Annotated in this window: 10 protein-coding genes; 3 read left to right on the forward strand and 7 right to left on the reverse strand. The window is 71.6% G+C overall.

Features of this window, described 5'->3' with window-relative positions:
* Positions 1 to 15: 15 nt before the first annotated feature.
* Positions 16 to 1386 carry a sensor histidine kinase gene (locus tag HNR40_RS57640; RefSeq protein WP_184972675.1) on the forward strand — a complete coding sequence of 457 codons (1371 nt, stop codon included), beginning with the start codon at positions 16 to 18 and terminating at the stop codon, positions 1384 to 1386.
* A 133-nt stretch (positions 1387 to 1519) separates the two neighbouring features.
* Here the strand turns inward: HNR40_RS57640 and sppA are convergent, their stop codons facing one another.
* The 4 genes from sppA to glgB all read right to left on the reverse strand — a co-directional run bounded on the left by sppA (position 1520) and on the right by glgB (position 9718).
* Positions 1520 to 3220 carry a signal peptide peptidase SppA gene (gene sppA / locus HNR40_RS44500; protein ID WP_184972677.1) on the reverse strand — a complete coding sequence of 567 codons (1701 nt, stop codon included), beginning with the start codon at positions 3218 to 3220 and terminating at the stop codon, positions 1520 to 1522.
* Positions 3221 to 3289: 69 nt separating this feature from the next.
* A complete protein-coding gene (locus HNR40_RS44505; protein WP_184972679.1) occupies positions 3290 to 5230 on the reverse strand; it encodes a S8 family peptidase in 1941 nt (646 codons plus the stop codon).
* Positions 5231 to 5486: 256 nt separating this feature from the next.
* The gene (locus HNR40_RS44510) at positions 5487 to 7328 is read right to left on the reverse strand and encodes a S8 family peptidase (RefSeq protein ID WP_184972682.1); all 1842 of its coding nucleotides are present in this window, start codon (positions 7326 to 7328) and stop codon (positions 5487 to 5489) included.
* A gap of 206 nt (positions 7329 to 7534) precedes the next feature.
* Positions 7535 to 9718, reverse strand: a complete 2184-nt coding sequence (gene glgB, locus HNR40_RS44515) for a 1,4-alpha-glucan branching protein GlgB (protein ID WP_184972684.1) — start codon at positions 9716 to 9718, stop codon at positions 7535 to 7537.
* Positions 9719 to 9887: 169 nt separating this feature from the next.
* Here glgB and HNR40_RS44520 point away from each other — a divergent pair, with 169 nt between their 5' ends.
* Positions 9888 to 10595: a DUF4328 domain-containing protein gene (locus HNR40_RS44520; RefSeq protein ID WP_221341580.1), complete on the forward strand. Its 708-nt coding sequence runs from the start codon at positions 9888 to 9890 to the stop codon at positions 10593 to 10595.
* Here HNR40_RS44520 and HNR40_RS44525 read toward each other — a convergent pair.
* Together HNR40_RS44525 and HNR40_RS55600 are read right to left on the reverse strand one after the other, a co-directional pair.
* A complete protein-coding gene (locus tag HNR40_RS44525; protein WP_246510411.1) occupies positions 10558 to 11709 on the reverse strand; it encodes a copper amine oxidase in 1152 nt (383 codons plus the stop codon). The two genes, HNR40_RS44520 and HNR40_RS44525, sit on opposite strands and share 38 nt — an antisense overlap.
* 1 nt (position 11710) lies before the next feature.
* Positions 11711 to 12364 (reverse strand): hypothetical protein, encoded by a 654-nt coding sequence (locus tag HNR40_RS55600; protein ID WP_246510413.1) that lies wholly within the window; start codon positions 12362 to 12364, stop codon positions 11711 to 11713.
* 125 nt (positions 12365 to 12489) lie between these two features.
* Here HNR40_RS55600 and HNR40_RS44530 point away from each other — a divergent pair, with 125 nt between their 5' ends.
* Positions 12490 to 14112: an MFS transporter gene (locus tag HNR40_RS44530; protein ID WP_184972690.1), complete on the forward strand. Its 1623-nt coding sequence runs from the start codon at positions 12490 to 12492 to the stop codon at positions 14110 to 14112.
* On the opposite strand, the gene HNR40_RS44535 is transcribed toward HNR40_RS44530, so the two are convergent.
* Positions 14097 to 17213, reverse strand: coding sequence for an AfsR/SARP family transcriptional regulator (locus HNR40_RS44535; RefSeq protein ID WP_184972691.1), 3117 nt, complete (start codon positions 17211 to 17213; stop codon positions 14097 to 14099). The two genes, HNR40_RS44530 and HNR40_RS44535, sit on opposite strands and share 16 nt — an antisense overlap.
* Positions 17214 to 17250: the final 37 nt, after the last annotated feature.

The following is a 17250-nucleotide window of genomic DNA, read 5'->3' on the forward strand; positions in this document are numbered from 1 at the left end:
AAAGGGGGGTAACGCGTGAGCCTTCGCGCGCGCAGCTGCGTCATCGCCGGGCTGGTGTCCACAGTCCTCGGCCTGGTGTTGTGTACCGGTCTGGCAGTCCAGGGATATCGCTCGGAGATCGACGGCGTGACCGACCAACTGGCGACCGCGGCCCGGCGGCTGGCCATCATGGCGAGCGAGAACGCGCTGCCGAACCCGATCCCGTCGGTCAGCGGCCAGAGCGTCCAGGTGGTCGCCGAGGGCGGGAAAGTGCTCGGCAGCACCCCCGACCTGGCCGGGCAGCCGCCACTGACCACGCAACTCCCGCCCAAGGACGACTTCCGCTGGGACGGCGTCGTCCAGCGCGACGGCCGCGAGCTCATCACGGTCGGCTTCACCATCACCCCGGAGGGAGCCGCCTCCGACCTGTCCGTCTACGTCGCCACCCCCAAACCCGGCTACCTCTACGACTGGCCCGCCCTGCTCGGCCTGCTCGTCGCCGCCGCACTCGGCACCGCCGGGGTGATGGTGCTGACGTGGATACTGGTCGCCCGCGCGCTCAAGCCCGTCGAGGCGATCACCGCCGAGCTGGAGGAGATCACCGGCAGCCACCCCCACCGCCGCGTGCCCGAAACCGGCCGCCACGACGAGATCGCCGCCCTCGCCATCACCGTGAACCAGACCCTCGACCGGCTCGACGGCGCCCTCAGCCAGCAGCGCAGCTTCGTCGCCGACGCCTCCCACGAACTGCGCAGCCCCATCACCGGCCTGCGCGCCGAGGTGGACCTGGCGCTCATGGAGACCCGCGGCGGCGGTCCCGAACACGCCGCGCTCGAAGCCGTGGACCGAGCCGCCGGCCGGCTGCAGCTCCTCGTCGAGGACCTGCTCGCCGTCGCCAGGCTGGACGCCGGGATGGAGCCCCGGCCCGAGCCGGTGGACCTGGCCGAACTGGCCCGCGACGAGCTGGCCAGGCGGCACCCGGCCAAGAAGCTGGTGACCGACCTGGAGAACGGCGTCGTCGTCGAGGGCGACCGGCTGCAGCTCACCCGCGTGCTGGTCAACCTGCTGGACAACGCGATCCGGCACGCCGACAGCACCGTCCGGCTCGTGGTGCGCGGCGACACCGGTGCCGAGCAGGCCGTGCTGGAGGTCAGCGACGACGGCGCCGGGCTCGCGCCCGACGATCGCGAACGGGTGTTCCAGCGCTTCACCCGGCTCGCCGAAGGGCGGACCAGGGACCCGGGCGGCAGCGGGCTCGGGCTGCCGATCGCGCGGGAGATCGCCACCCGGCACTGCGGGACGCTCCGGGTCGAGGATCGTTCCCGGTTCGTCCTGCGGTTGCCGCTTATGACCCGCGCGGCGGTCTCCGTGGGCCGTCACGGCGAGCAACCCCGTCAGACTGCCTGACGACACCTCCCGACCCGCCCGCCGACGTCGGCGGGGGGTGGGAGGGCGGCTTGCCGTAACTCAGAAAGACCTTGCCGTAACGCGGAAGATCTCGCCGTGACTCAGAAGATCAGCGGATCCCGCACTCAGACGATCAGCGGATCTCGTACCAGGCGGGCAGGGCGAGCGGGCCCTGTGGCGGGAGGCCGAGTTCGGCGGAGAGCCGGGCGAGCGGACCCCAGGCCTCCAGGCGCATCCGCGTCAGTGCCGCGGCGCGGTCCTCGCTGGAGTCGGGCCCGCGCAGGCGCTCCAGCGGGTTCAGGCGGGGGTACGTGCGCACGGGCGCGTCGTCGGCCAGACCGGCGCGCTTGCGGGCCAGCACCAGGGCGTCCTCCAGCCCGCCGAGCTCGTCGACCAGGCCGCCGTCGAGCGCGTCGGCGCCGGTCCAGACACGGCCGCGGGCCAGTTCGTGGGCACGTTCGCGGGTGAGCTTGCGCCCCGTCGCCACCTTGCCCACGAAGTCATCGTAGATACGGTCCAGCCAGGCGTTGACCCGATCCCACTGCTCCGGGGAGAACGCCCGGGACGTCGAGAACATCCCGGCGTTGGCCCCCTGGGAGATCAGCTCGGAGTTGACCCCGATCTTCTCCAGCAGTTCCGACAGGACCGGCTTGCCGCCGAACACCCCGATCGACCCGGTCAGCGTGCCCGGCTGCGCGACGATGACGTCGGCCGCCATCGCGACGAAGTACCCGCCCGACGCCGCCACGTCACCCATCGACACGATCACCGGCTTGGTCTTGCGGGTCAGCACGACCTCCCGCCAGACCGTGTCAGAGGCGACATACGACCCGCCGGGGCTGTCGACCCGGAACACCACGGCCTTGACGTGCTCGTCCCTGCGCGCCGCCCGCAGCGCCGCGGCGATCGTGTCCGACCCCATCGCGCCACCGCCGCCGCCGAGCGGGCTGCGCCCGCTGCGGCCCATCCTGATCGGCCCGCTGCCGTGCACGAGCGCGACCGTGTCCGCCCCGGGATGAGGCAGCTTCCGTACGGCCGGCGCCTTCGCGTACCGCGACACGAACAGCAGCATCGAGTCGGCGCCCGCGGCCTTCTTGACCTCGTCGTAGACCTCGTCCCGGTAGGCCAGCCGGTCGACCAGCCCGGCCTCGACCGCCTCGTTCCCGATGAACGGCCCCCGGTCGACCAGCTCCCGGACCTTCTCGGGATCCAGCCGCCGCCCGTCCGCGATCCCGGCCACGACCTGCTCGGTCACCGATTCGGCGATCCGGGCCAGCGACTCGCGGTGCGGCTCGGTCAGGTGGTCCTGGGTGAACATGTTGGCCGCGGTCTTGTACTCGTGCCGCTGCGCGCCTTCGTAGGCGATGCCCAGCTTGCCCAGGGCGTTCTTGATGAAGCGCTGCTCCAGCGCGACGCCGGTGAGTCCCACGTCGCCGCTGGGCTGGAGGTAGACCCGCTCGAAGGCGGAGGCGAGGTAGTAGGGGACGGTGCCGTTCCCGAACTCGCCGAACGTCTCGGAGAAGGCGACGGTCAGCTTGCCCGAGGCGCGGAAGTGGACGACCGCCTGCCGCAGCTCCTGGACCATGGCCAGGCCCAGCGGCTGCCCGCCGATCTTCACGATCAGCGCCTTGACCCGCGAGTCGTGCCTGGCCCGCTTGAGCCCGCCGAGTACGTCGGCCAGGCGGGGCTTGCGCATGGACAGCAGCGCGGAGAGCGGATCCGCCGGGGGCCCTTCGGTGAGCCCCTCGGTGAGATCGAGCTCCAGCACCAGCGGGGCGGTGCGCCGCTGGCGAAGCCTGTCGACGGTTTCGAAGATCGCCTTGCCTGGGTCCATATTTCACACCCTAAGCGACATGTCCCTCTCCGGGGCGGCACCCCGGAGAGGGACGGCGATCAGTCGTCCTTACTTGTTGACGTGCCGGTAAAGGAAGACGGCCGACTTCTTCAGCTGTGCCGTCGTCGCCTTGCCGGTCCGGTGCTTCTCGGCGATCGTGATCGCCTGCTTCAGCGTGGTCGCGCCGTGCACCTTGGCCGAGGAGTTGTACACGCCGTGCGCGTAGTTCAGCCACGCGGCCAGCAGCTCCCGGTCGAGCAGCGCCTTGGCCGCCTTCGACTTCGTGTTCAGCACCTTGTACGCACGGGCCAGGGTGTCGGCCTTGGTCGCCTCGGGGAAGACCTTGCTGCCGTTCTGCGCGATGGACAGGTAGCAGATCAGCGTCTTGTCCGACAGCGAGCCCTTGTTCTTCAGCGTCTCCGTGGCCCACGCCTTGGAGTTGAGCGGCTTGGTGCCCTTGCCGCGCTCGCAGGTGTCGGGGACCGGCTCCGGGTTCGGGTCGATCGCGATCGGGTCCGGGTCCGGCTGCGAGGTCGGTGTCTTGGTCGGCGTGGGGGTGGGCGTCGGCGTGGCAGTGGCCGTGGGGGTCGGCGTCGGCGTCACGGTCGGCGTCACCGTGGGCGTGGGCGTCGGGGTCGGCGACTGGGTCGGCTTCGGCGGGGTGGCCTTGGCCAGGTCGATCCGCGGCGTGGTGACCTGGGGGCCGCCTTCTGCCGAGTAGGTGATCGGCTTGCCGGTGGTGTGGAGCTTGGCCAGGATCTGCGCCGGGCTGTAGGCCGGGTAGGCCTGCTTCACCACGGCGAAGGCGCCCGCGACGTGCGGGGCGGCCATCGAGGTGCCGTTCTTGTTGCCGTAGGTGTTGTTCGGCACCGAGGAGTTGATGCCGACGCCCGGCGCGAACAGGTCCAGCAGCGCGCCGCGGTTGCTGAACGGCGCGACGGCGTCGCCGTCGTCGGTGGCGCCCACGGTGACGGCGGTGGAGATGCAGGCCGGGCTGCTGACGCCGTCCTGGAAGTAGGAGTTGCCTGAGGCGATGACCGTGGCCACACCGAGGGCCGCGAGCGCGTCGATGTTCGGCTTGATGGTGGCGGCGTCGCCCGTGTCACAGTGGGCGGTGAACTTCTTGTTGCCCCCCAGGCTCATGTTGACCGCGACGACGTTGTTCGCGGTGGCGACCTTCGCCAGGTACTCCAGCGCCAGCTTCTGGTCGGAGTCGAAGCTGAGGTAGCAGGGCGCCGGGATGCCGAAGCCCCGGCAGACGCTCTCGGTGACGATGCGGCTGAAGACCTGGATCGGCATGATCTTGGCCTCGGGGGCCACGCCGTTGGCCGGGGCGCCGGTGGTCTTCTTGCCGGCCGCGATGCCGGCCACGTGGGAGCCGTGGGAGCACTGGTTGACGCCGCCGGCGATGCACCGCTGGGTCTCGGCGTTGGCCGCGCCCGGCCCGATCTGCTTGTTCTGCCTGTTCGGGCAGAGCGACTCGGACTTGTAGGCGCTGTTCTGGAACTTCGTGGAGAAGCACGCGTCGCCGACCAGCCGCCCCGCGAGGAAGGGGTGGTCGCTGTCGACGCCGGTGTCCAGGACGGCGACGGTGTAGCCCTTGCCGGTCCAGCCGGCCTCGTTCGCCTTGTCCGAGCCGATCAGCTTGGTGCTGGCGTCGAGCGTGGCCGCGCTGAGCTCGTCCTTCTGGATGGACTTGATGCGGCTGTCGTCCTTCAGCGCCGTGAGCGTCGCCGCGTCCACCTCCGCGACGAAGAACTTCGCCGAGGCGTCCTTCTCGATCACGTCGGCCTTGGCTGACGCCTTCTCGGCGTCGGCCGCGACGGCCTGGACGCTGGCGCCGGGCGCCAGCTCGATGATCGCGCGGACGGCCTCCGTCTTCGCTTCCTGCTTTAACTCCGCGCTGACGACCGGGTCAGCGGCGGCCGCCTGGGCGGCCGGGGCCACCACGAGGGCGGCCGAGGTCGCCGCCAGCGCGACCGCGCCGGCGAGCAGAGACCGTAGTCTCACTGTTCCTCCGAGGGTAGGCGCCCGCCCGGACACACGGGCGGGCATGAGGCAGTGGGACGCCGTCTGCGGCGTGGCGCGCCGAAGCAGAGCTCTGATATTGGAAAGCCCCCCAAATAGCTCATGCGCCGATTTGGCTGATGACAGCCGGAAAAATCCCCACATGTGATGGTCGTGGGGCCTGAGCTTACTGAGGGACCTGCGTGGTTTGGGGGGTTTGAGATGGCTCCGTTATGCGGATATCAGCAGTTCCGGATGGTTAGCTGGCCTTAAGGGTTTTTGTGGATTTTGTAAGCTGAGCTGTCGAGGACTTGGCGCTCAGGCGGACCTTCTCCGCCGCCTGGAGGGCCTGGAGGGTGCCGGTGCCGTTCGACCAGTTCAGCCAGCCCCGCAGCAACGCCGCGTCCAGCTTCGCCCGTGCGCCTGACGTGCCCTTCAGCACCCGGTACGCCGTGCCGAGCGACGAGGCCTTGGTCACCTCGGGGAACACCTTGCTGGACTTGCCGGCCATCCGCAGGTAGCAGGTGAGCGTGGCGTCCGGGATCGTGCCGCTGCTGCGGTGGATCTCGACGGCCCACTGCTTGGCGGTCAGCTTCTTGCTCGCCGTACCCCTCTTGCAGATGGCGGCGGACGGGGTGGCCTTCACGGTCACGGTCACCGTCACGGTGGGCAGCGGGACGGGGCTGGGCTGGGCGTTGTCCGGCTGGGGCTCGGGGGAGGGGCCGCTGGGGCCCGGGTCGGGGTTTCCCGGGTCCGGGTTCTCCGGGTCGGGGTCTTCCGGGTTTCCGGGCGTGGGGGTCTGTTCGATCGGCGGGCCGGGGGTGGCGCCGGTCAGGGCGGCCAGCAGGTCCAGGCGCGGCGTGGTGACACCGCCGTAGGTGTAGGGGCGGCCGGTCGTCCTCAGCTTCTCGATCAGCTCCGGCATCGGCGCCTGCGGGTTCTGCGCCTTCAATACGGCCAGCGCCCCCGCCACATGCGGCGCGGCCATCGAGGTCCCGCTGTAGGAGGTCATCTGGTCGTCGGGCACCGAAGAGTCGATGTCCACGCCCGGCGCGAACAGGTCCAGCAAGGCCCCGCTGTTGGAGAAGTCGGCGATCTTGTCGCCGTCGTCGTTGGCGCCGACGGCCACGGTCGAGGAGACGCAGGCCGGGAAGGAGGCGCCGGTGAAGGACTCGTTGCCCGCGGCGACCACTGTGGCCACGCCCTTCGCCAGCAGGTCGTCGACCTTGGGCTTGAACGCGGCGCCCTCTTCGCTGGTGTCGCAGGAGGCCGGCGTCGGCCAGCCGCCCAGGCTGAGGTTGACCGCTGCGATCGGGCGGGCGGCGGCCAGCGTGGCGACGTGGTCCATGGCCAGGCGCAGCGAGGACTCGTACGCCGCCAGGCACGACGGCGCGCCGCAGGCCTCCGCGTCGTTGATCCGGCTGAACACCTGGACGGCGATGATCCCGGCCCCGGGCGCCACGCCGCCGCTGCCCGCGGCGATGCCGGCCACGTGGGTGCCGTGGTCGCAGATGTTCACGCCGCCGAGCATGCACTTGTCGATCTCGACGTCGGCCGCGCCGGGGCCGAGCTGCGTCGTCGAGCCGTTCGGGCACAGCGACTCCACGCCCTGGTCGACGGCGGAGAAGCAGGCCTCGTCGACGATGCGGTTCTGGAAGAACGGGTGGTCGCGGTCGATGCCGGTGTCCAGGATCGCGACCGTCTGGCCGGTGCCGGTGAAGCCCTGCGCGTGCGCCTGGTCGGCGCCGATCTGCTTGAGGCTGGAGGAGAGCGTGGGCGGGTAGGCGCGGTCGCGGCGGACGGCGGTGACCCTGGGGTCCTCGGCTAACTTCGCGAGCTCTTCGGCGGTGCCGTTCACGACCACGAACGGCTGCGTCGCCGGCTGCAGAACGACCTGCACGTCGCTCTGCGCGGCGGCGCTGGCGATCGGGGCGTTCTGGGCCGGGTCGGTCAGCTCGACGATGGCGCGTACCGGGCCGGTGCCGACGGCGATGCCCTCTTCGAGCTTGTCGGAGACCGGGGGCGGGTCGTCGGCGAAAGCGGGGGTGGCCGGGAGTACGGCGAGCAGGGCCGCTGCCGCGATCAGGCGTCGAAGTCGCACTCGTCCTCCGATGGGGGATGATCTCGGAGTTTAGGGGGAATTGCCCCGCAAGCCCAGAGGTAGCCCTGAGGTGGTGCGCGCAATCTGAGGCCCCCTCGCCTGGCAGGGGGCTGAGGGGGCCTCAGATTGCTGGGGGGAAGCGTAAGGATGACCGGCTTGTCGGGGCAATGGGTGAAGATCCCTTTTAAGCCTCGCTTGAGCTTCCGTTAAGGTGCGTTCTTCTCCTCGGGTTCCGCGGCGGGCCGGCCTTCGCTGTGGAGCCACACCGCGCCCAGCGGCGGCACCCGCAGCACGGTCGAGTACGGCAGGCCGTGCCGCGACTCCTCGACCGCCTCCACCCCGCCGAGGTTGCCCACGCCGCTGCCCGCGTACTCGAAGGCGTCGGTGTTGACGACCTCTTCCCACCGCCCGCCGTACGGCAGGCCGAGCCGATAGTCCTCGTGCGGCGAGCCGCTGAAGTTGACCACGCACGCCACCGCGGCCCCGTCGGCCGCATAGCGGACGAAGGAGAAGGTGTTGCCGGAGGCGTCGTCGGCGTCGATCCACCGGAACCCCTCCGGCGAGCAGTCCTGCTCCCACAGCGGCGGCGTCCGCCGGTAGACCTCGTTGAGGTCGCGCACCAGCTTCTGCACGCCCTTGTGCCCGTCGAACTCCAGCACCCACCAGTCGAGCCCGCGCTCCTCCGACCACTCCGAGCCCTGGCCGAACTCGCCGCCCATGAACAGCAGCTGCTTGCCCGGATGCGCCCACATGAACGCCAGCAGCGCCCGCAACTGCGCGAAGCGCTGCCACTCGTCGCCGGGCATCTTGCCGAGCAGCGAACCCTTGCCGTGCACGACCTCGTCGTGGGAGAGCGGGAGCACGAAGTTCTCGCTGTAGGCGTACATGAGCGAGAACGTCATCTGATGGTGGTGGTACTGGCGGAAGATCGGCTCGTGCCGGAGGTAGGCGAGCGTGTCGTGCATCCAGCCCATGTTCCACTTGAAGCCGAAGCCGAGTCCGCCCAGGTGAACCGGCCGGGAGACGCCCGGCCAGGCGGTCGATTCCTCGGCCACGGTCGAGATGCCCGGCGCCTCCCGGTAGGCGACGGCGTTCATCTCCTTCAGGAACTCCACCGCGTCGAGGTTCTCCCGCCCGCCGAACATGTTGGGCGTCCACTCGCCCTCGCGGCGCGAGTAGTCGAGGTAGAGCATCGAGGCCACCGCGTCCACGCGCAGCCCGTCGATGTGGAACTCCCTGAGCCAGTAGACCGCGTTGGCCACCAGGAAGTTGCGGACCTCGGTGCGGCCGAAGTCGAAGACGTAGGTGCCCCAGTCGGGGTGTTCGCCGCGGGCGGGGTCGGCGTGCTCGTACAGCGGGGTGCCGTCGAAGCGGGCCAGCGCCCACTCGTCCATGGGGAAGTGCGCGGGCACCCAGTCGAGCAGGACGCCGATCCCGGCCTGGTGCAGCCGGTCGACGAGGTATCGGAACTCGTCCGGCGTCCCGAAGCGCGCGGTCGGCGCGTAATAGGAGGTGACCTGATAGCCCCAGGAGCCGCCGAAGGGATGCTCGGCCACCGGCATGAACTCGACGTGCGTGAAGCCCATCTCGCTGACATAGTCCGTCAGCTGTTCGGCCAGCTCGCGATAGCCGAGTCCGGGCTTCCACGAGCCCAGATGCACCTCGTACACGCTCATCGGCCGCTGCTGCGCCGGTTCGGCGGCGCGCTCGTCCATCCATCGCGCGTCGTCCCAGGTGTAGTGCGACTGCTCGACCACCGAGGCGGTCTGCGGCGGCGTCTCGGTCCGCCGGGCCATCGGGTCGGCCTTGTCACGCCACACCCCGTCAGCCCCGAGGATCTGGAACTTGTAGTGCTCCCCGGCCCCCACACCCGGCACGAACAGCTCCCACACGCCCGTCCGCCCCAGCGAGCGCATCGGGTGCCCAACCCCGTCCCAGTGGTTGAAATCGCCCACCACCCTGATGCCGCGCGCGTTGGGCGCCCACACGGAGAAGGCGGTGCCCTCCGCCTCCTCGTGGGTCATCACCCGCGCGCCCAGCGCCTCCCAGAGCCGCTCGTGGCGGCCCTCGCCGATCAGGTGCAGGTCGATCTCGCCCAGCGTGGGCCAGTAACGGTAGGGGTCCTTCGTCTCGTACGGCTCGCCGCCCCCATAGCGGATCCGCAATGTGTATCCGGGCACCTTGTCCAGGCCGGGCACCATGACCTCGAACACCCCGTGCGCCACGTGCTCCATGACATGCGAACCGCCGTCGTCGAGCACCACCTCCACCCGCTCGGCCAGCGGGCGCAGCGTACGGAAGGTGACCCCGCCGCCGCCGGGGTGGGCGCCGAGGATGGAATGCGGATCATGATGTGCCCCGCCCGCGAGGCGGTCGAGCTCTGTCCTCATCGGCATGCTCCCCACAGTGCCCTACAACGGCCGTCTGCCTCAGCCCCTGCCCGCTTTCACGATGGGAATCCCCGAAAGTGCGAAATCACGGCATCGAAATACAGATGACCTGGTGCCCAGGTACTCGACATACTGACGCAACCCCCACCGGAACGCACGAGGACCCGCCATGCACCCCCTCAACCCCATGCGCCGCGTGCGACCCGTCCGTGGCGCGGCCACGCTCGCCGTCGCCCTGCTCGTCGCCGACTCCGTGGTCGGCCTGGCCGCGGCCGGCATCGACCTGTGGGTCGCCGGGCTCATGGACCAGGTCGCCGCCGACCCCTTCTCCGTCACTGAGGCCGAGCTGACCTGGACGGACGTGATCTGGGCCGGGTCGGGTCTGGTCGAGATGGCCGCCCGCCTGGCCGCCATCGCCGCGTTCCTGTTCTGGCTCTTTCGCGCCCGCGACAACGCCGAGGCGCTCAGCCCCGAGCACCACCAGCACTCGCGCACGTGGCTCGTGCTCGGCTGGCTCGTGCCCGTCGTCAACCTCTGGTTCCCCAAGCAGATCGTGGACGACATCTGGATCGTCTCCACGCCCGGCAGGGTCCAGGGCGTCGGCCTCATCCACGCCCGCCGCCCCGGCCTGGTGTGGGCCTGGTGGCTGGCGTGGCTCTGCGGCTGGCTGGGCTCGAACGTGGCCGGGCGGCTGCTGTTCGCCGGGGAAGACCCGGAGGACCTCGCCCGCGCCGCCCGGTTCGACGTGGTCGGCATCGCGCTCTACTGGATCGCCGCCGCGCTGGCCATCGCGGTCATTCTGAGGATCACGGCCATGCAGGAGGCCGGCCGTACTGCGGTTAATGCGGGTTATTCGCCGTCACATCCCGTGGCGTGATGCGGAAACCCTGCCAGTGGACCGGCATCGGGTCGGCGTCCTCGTCCCTGGCGACGTGGTGGTAGCCGACGTTCACCCAGATCACCGGGTCCTTGACGCGCTCGCGGCCGGCGTACTGGTCGACGGACTTGCCGCATCTGGGAGCCACGTTGTAGGTGGCCAGGCGCTCACAGGAGCGGTACTGGGTCACGTAGAGGTCGGCGCGGGTGAACGCCTCGTCCGACGGGCCGCGGTACTGCGCGCTGTCGGAGTTGTTGATCTCCCAGCTGACCGGGTGCCGATCGGTGTTGCGCACCTTCGGATCGACCACGCGCCACCAGCGCATCCGCTGGTTGACCGCCTTGGTCTCGCGGCGTAGCACGGTCCGCTTCAGCGCCCGCTTCTTCGTCTTGTTTCCCGCGAAGTCGTACTGCTCCACGACGTCGCGGGAGGCGCCCTGGATGTCGAAGTCCATCCGCCAGAACACGTTGTGGCTGTGGGACTCCTCGAAATGCCTGCTGCCCACCCCGATCGGCCAGCCGTGCTTGGGCGCCGTCGTCGTGCCCGCCAGCGAGCCGGTCGCGCCCACGCGCGGCGTGATCGAGCCGTCGTCGCCGAACACGAACTCGGCGATGTACGTATACCAGCCCACCTGGTAGGCCGACAGCACGACGAGCTCGCGTCCCTGCTTCGACCTGCGCAGATCCGGGTCGCCGAAGCCGTCCTTGAGGTAGGCGTGGCCGCGCGGCCTGGTCGTCACGCACACCACCTGCTTGCGCCGTTCGCCGCCAGGACAGTCGGCGTCGGTGAGCGGGATCGCCGCCGAGCCCAGCGAGCCGATGTCGTGGTAGCGGGGCTCGCCCGAGTCGTACGGCACGTGGATCTGCGCCAGCGCCGCGCTCCGCAGCACGCTCACGGCCGGCGAGCCCTTGGGCACGTACGTGACCCGGTTGAGCGTCAGCCCCTCGATCGTGCGCATCTCCCAGCACAGCTGCCAGCGCGCCCCGCTGGGAAGCTCCTGGTCGACCAGGTACGGCGAGCCGCACGGACGCTCCGCGGAAGCAGCGCCGGAGGCGAGGGGTGTGACGGAACCGGCGGCGGCCACGAAGACCGCCAGAGCGAGTTGCAGGAACAAGTCACCACTCCAGGGTGTGAACCTTCTTGGCGGACAGGTCGATGACGATGCGGCTGGTGTCGAGGTGCTTGCCGTCGGGCAGCCGGACGAACAGCCGCACGCACCGGTGGGTGGCGCACGGCCCGCCGGGCTGGGAGTAGATGAGCCCGCGCAGCCCCAGGTCGGCGGCCGAGCGCAGCTCGCGACCCGCGGCATTGGCGTAGGCGCGCCGCACGCCCCTGCCGAGCTTGGGGTGGGCCAGCAGCAGCTCGGCGGCGGTGGTCTCCTCGCGGCGCGAGGGCGGCGGCTGCACGCCCTTGCCCCGGGTCTCCCTGACGATCTTGTTGTCGCCGAGGTCGACCGTGCGCACGATGAGCGAGTCGTCGGCGTAGTCGTAGAGGTAGGCCTCCGCCCTGCGGTCGTCCTCGGCCTTGTCGTCGTCGCGCTCGACGTAGAGCAGTTCGACGCGGCCGGCCTTCATGTGCTCCTGGGAGGGCCCGGTCGCGATCGTGCCCGCGCGGCTGATCTCGCCGGGGGTCAGCGGATCGCCCGGCGAGGGCGCCGTCCGCGCGGTCCGCGCGGCTTCCGGGGCGTCTTCACCGGTGAGCAGTACGGCCGCGCCGGCGAACAGCGAGACTCCGGTGGCCGCGGCCGCCACCACAACAACGCGCCGCATGCCGCCTCCTTTACCCTTCGTTAGACAATGCCTACGAAGAGTAGTGGTTTGTGGTGTAGTCCCGGCCGGCAATCGCCGATATCAGGTTGACCTCAAGTCGAGTCGAGCTTTTATCGTCCCTTTGCATGAACACGAAACGTGCTGGTCGTCGTGAGTGGACCGGTCTTGCGGTCCTCATCCTGCCGACCCTGCTGATCTCCATTGACGTCTCCGTCCTGCACCTGGCCGTCCCGGCGCTGACCGAGGACCTGCGGCCCAGCGCCGCCCAGCTTTTGTGGATCAACGACATCTACGGCTTCCTCATCGCCGGCTTTCTGATCACGATGGGCAACATCGGCGACCGGATCGGCCGCCGCAAACTGCTGCTGATCGGCGGGGCCGCCTTCGCCGCGGCCTCCGTGGTGGCCGCCTACGCGCCCAGCGCCGAGTTGCTCATCGCCGCGCGCGCCCTGCTCGGCGTCGCCGGCGCCACGCTGATGCCCTCGACGTTGTCGCTGATCAGGAACATGTTCCATGACCCGGCGCAGCGGACCACCGCGATCAGCTTGTGGATGACCGGCTTCACCGCGGGCATGGTGCTCGGGCCCGTCGTCGGCGGGGCGTTGCTGGAGAACTTCTGGTGGGGTTCGGCGTTCCTGCTGGGCGTGCCGGTCATGGTGATCCTGCTGGTCGCCGGGCCGTTGCTGCTGCCCGAATACCGCGCGCCGAGCAGTGGCCGCGTCGACCTGGCCAGCGTGGTGCTCTCCGTCGCCGCCGTGCTCCTGGCCATCTACGGGGTCAAGGAGATCGCCACGCACGGCCCCACCTGGCCGGCCGCCGTCACCCTCGTCGCGGGACTGGCCCTGGTCTTCGTGTTCATCCGCAGGCAGCGCGGGCTCGCCGACCCGCTGCTGGACATGAAGCTGTTCGCCGAGCGCCGGTTCAGCGCCGCGCTCGGGACGCTGATGCTCGTCATCCTGATCGGCCCGCCGCTGGGCCTGCTGGCCGGGCAGTACCTGCAGCTCGTCGAGGGCCTTTCCCCGCTGCAGGCGGGGCTCTGGGCGCTGCCGCCGAGCGTCGCCGTGATCATCGGCTTCATGGTCGCGCCGGTGCTGACCAGGAGGATCCGTCCCGGGTACGTGGCCGGTGGCGGGCTGGTCGTCGGCGCCGTCGGAGTCGCCCTGCTCACCCAGGTGGAGGCGGGCGGCGGTGTGACGCTCCTGGTCGGCGGCCAGGTGCTGTTCTTCCTGGGCGCCTCGCCGCTGCTGGTCGTCGGCACCGACCTGGTCGTGGGGGCCGCGCCGCCGGAGCAGTCCGGCTCGGCCGCCGCGCTGTCGGAGACCGGCCAGGAGTTCGGCGGCGCGCTGGGGCTGGCCATCTTCGGCAGCCTGGCCGCCGCCGTCTACCAGGGCAGCCTGGAACTGCCCGACGGCGTGTCCCGGCAGGCCGCGCTCGACACGCTGGGCGGGGCCCTGTCGGCCGCGCAGGACCTCCCCGCTGCCGCCGGGAGCGCGCTGGCGAACGCCGCCCGCGAGGCGTTCACCACCAGCGTCAACGTCGCCGCCGGTGCCGGGGTCGTGCTCCTGCTGGCCGCCGCTCTGTTGTCGGCCGTGGCCCTGCGCATGGTCCCGCCGACGGGCACTCGGCCGGAGCCCGCCCCGGACGAGCACCCCGTTTCGGACGATCAGCCCGCCCCGGACGATCAGCCCGCCCCGGACAAGCAGCCCGTTTCGGACAAGCAGCCCGTTTCGGATCAGGTGGCCCGGTAGGCCAGGTCGAGGGCGTCGGACAGAGGCAGGGCGGCCCCCCGGGCACGGGCCGACATATAGGGCTGCTCGCCCAGCCCCGCCAGCGCGTGGGCGGCGATCCGGTCCACGTCGCCCCGCTCGCCCGGCGGCAACGGCGCCCCGGACCCCTCCCGCAGCGCGGTCGCCTGTCCGAGCAGCGCCGCCGCCTCCTCATGCCGTCCCTGGAGCGCCCTGGCCCCGGCCACGCCCTCCAGGGACAGCGCGATCGCCCGGGGATCACCCACGGCCCGTGCCGCCGCCAGCCCGTCGAGATGCGAGGCCACCGCGACGTCCGCATGCACCAGCGCGGCAGCAGGCCGATCAACCCCGAAACCCGAGCTGTCCTGGCCTGTTGTGGCGGTCAGGATGGCGTGGCCGCGTAGTTCGGCGATGAAGCCGAGCTCGGCCAGGATCAGCGCCGCCCCCGGCTCGCCGGCCACCTCGCGCACCCAGCCCAGCCAGCGCCGCAGGTGCCGCTCGGCGTCGTCCAGCCGCCCCTGCCGCCGGGCCGACAGCGCCAGCCCGACCTCCGCGTCCTCCTCCGCCGGCCGGTTGGCCTGCTCGACCGCGCGCCTGCGGGAACGTTCGTGGTAGTCGTCGGCCAGCGCGTAGTCGCCCTCCAGCAGCGCGATCCGCCCGAGCTTGGACAGGATCGAGGTGACGTCGCTCCACAACCCGAGCTCCTCGGCCACCCGCAGCCCCTCGCGCCGCAGTTCGGCCGCCCGCGCGTAGTCGCCGACGATCTCGGCCAGCGAGCTGAGCACCTCGGCGGCCCGGGTCTGCCCCCACCGGTCACCGGCGAGCTTGAACAGCTCCAGGCTCCGCTCGGCGTCGGCCCGCAGCTCGGCCAGTTCGCCGCGCATCATCGCCCGTTTGGCCCGCACGCTGAGCGCCGCCGCCTCGCCCCACGCGTCGCCGATCTCCACGAACGTCGCCAGCGCCGGGCCGATCAGCGAGTCGCTGCACTCCGGGCTCTCGAACCCGAACAGCGCCATCCCCAGGAACCACCCCAGCCTGGCCCGTCGCCCGGGATCGTCGATCTTGCCCAGCTCGGCCGGATCGAGGTCGACGGGATCGCCCATCGACAGCGCCACCCCGGCCCACCACATCCGCGTCTCCGGCTCCTCGGCCAGCGACAGCGCCGTCTCCAGCGACCGGCGCGCCTCGCCCAGCCGGCCGCGCAGCACCCAATACCAGGCCAGCGCCCGCACCAGCCGGTGCGCCTGCTCAGCCAGCCCCGTCGCGGCCGCGGTGTCGAGCGCCGCGCGCAGGTTGGCGGCCTCGGTGTCGAGCGTGTCGAGCCAGCGCTGCTGGTCATGCCCGCGCAGGTGAGGTTCGGCCCGCTCGGCCAGTGCGACGTGGTGGTCGAGATGGCGCCGGCGTACCCGGTCGGACTCGCCCGCCTCCGCCAGCCGTTCGGCCGAGTAGGCGGCGACGGACTCCAGCAGCCGGAACCGCGCCCCGCCCACCACGAGCGAGCGGTCGACCAGCCTGGCCAGCAGGTCGAGCACGTCGTGGCCGGGCTCGGCGCACACCTGCTCCGCCGCCTCCAGCGTGCACCCGTCAGCGTGTACGGCCAGCCTGCGCAACACCAGCCGCTCCGGCTCCGTCAGCAGGTCCCAGCTCCAGTCGATCATCGCCCGGAGCGTCCGCTGCCGCTCGGGCGCGTCCCGCATGCCGTTGCTGAGCAGCCGGAACCGGTCGTCCAGCCGGTCGGCGAGCCGGCGCGGTGACAGAGCGCGCGCCCGCGCGGCGGCCAGCTCGACCGCCAGCGGGATCCCGTCGAGGCGGGCGCAGATCTCGGCCACCGCGGCGTCGCCAGCCAGCCCGCCGCCCGCGCGCACGCTGAACAGCTCGATCGCCGCCTCCGGCGCGAGCGGCGGCACGCTCCAGGCGCTCTCGCCGCTGACCCGCAGCGTCTCCTGGCTGGTGGCCAGCACGCGCAGCTCCGGCGCGGCCTGCAACAGGCGGCGGGTCAGCGGCGCGACCTGCTCGACCACGTGCTCGCAGTTGTCCAGGACGAGCAGGGCGCGCTTGCCGGCCAGGGCGGCGGCGACCCGGTGGGCGACGGACTCGTGCCCGTGGTCGGGCAGCCCGAGCACCTCGCCCACGATCGCCGCAACGCACCGGTCGTCGCGCAGCGGGCGCACGGGCGCGAGCTCCACCAGCCAGGTGCCGTCGGGGAAGGACTGGGCCGAGGCGGCGGCAGCGGCCAGGGCCAGCCGGGTCTTGCCGACGCCGCCGGGACCGGTGAGCGTGACCAGGCGGTTGTCGGCCAGCAGCGCTCGCACCTCGGCCACCGCGCCGTCGCGGCCGATGAGGTCGGTGAGCGGCGCGGGCAGGTTGCTCTGGGCGCGCGCGGGCGCCTGCAGGGCCGGGTCCTGGCGCAGGATCCGGGCGTGCAGGTCGGCGAGCTCGGGTGACGGGTCGAGGCCCAGCTCTTCGGCCAGGCGTTCGCGCAGGTCGGCGTAGGCGGCCAGGGCCTCGCTCTGGCGGCCCTGCCGGTAGAGGGCGCGGATGTGCGCGGCGCGCAGCCGTTCGCGCAGGGGGTGTTCGGCGACCAGGTCGGCGACCTCGACCGGCTCGCCCAGGGTCAGCCGCAGCTCGGCCAGCTCTTCCAGCGCGGACAGGCGCTGCTCCTCCAGCTTGGCCGCCGCCGGGCGCACCACGTCGTGGTCGGACTGACCGGCGAAGGCGGGCCCGCGCCAGAGGCCGAGCGCCTGGACCAGCGTGTCGGCACGGGCCCTGGCGTCGGGGGTGGGCGCGGCGAGCAGCGCCTGGAAACGTTCGGCGTCGACGGCGGCGGCGGGCACGTCGAGCACGTATCCGGCGGCGCGGAACTTGATCGCGTCGCGGTCGGCCAGCGCCCCGCGCAGCTGGGAGACCTTCACCCGCAGCGCGGCGAGGGCGTCACGCGGCGGCCGCCCGCCCCACAGCTCCTCGACCAGCCGGTCGGCGGAGACCGGCCGCCCGCGATGCACCAGCAGCCCCGCCAGCAGCAGCCGGACCTTCGCCTCCCGCACCGTGAGCGGCTCCCCGGCGGCCCCCCACACCTCCAGGGGCCCCAGCACCCCGAACCGCATAATCCCCCCATAACTCGCTCAGAAGCCGACCATAACC

The sequence above is a fragment of the Nonomuraea endophytica genome (genome assembly GCF_014203235.1).
Lineage (GTDB): Bacteria > Actinomycetota > Actinomycetes > Streptosporangiales > Streptosporangiaceae > Nonomuraea > Nonomuraea endophytica.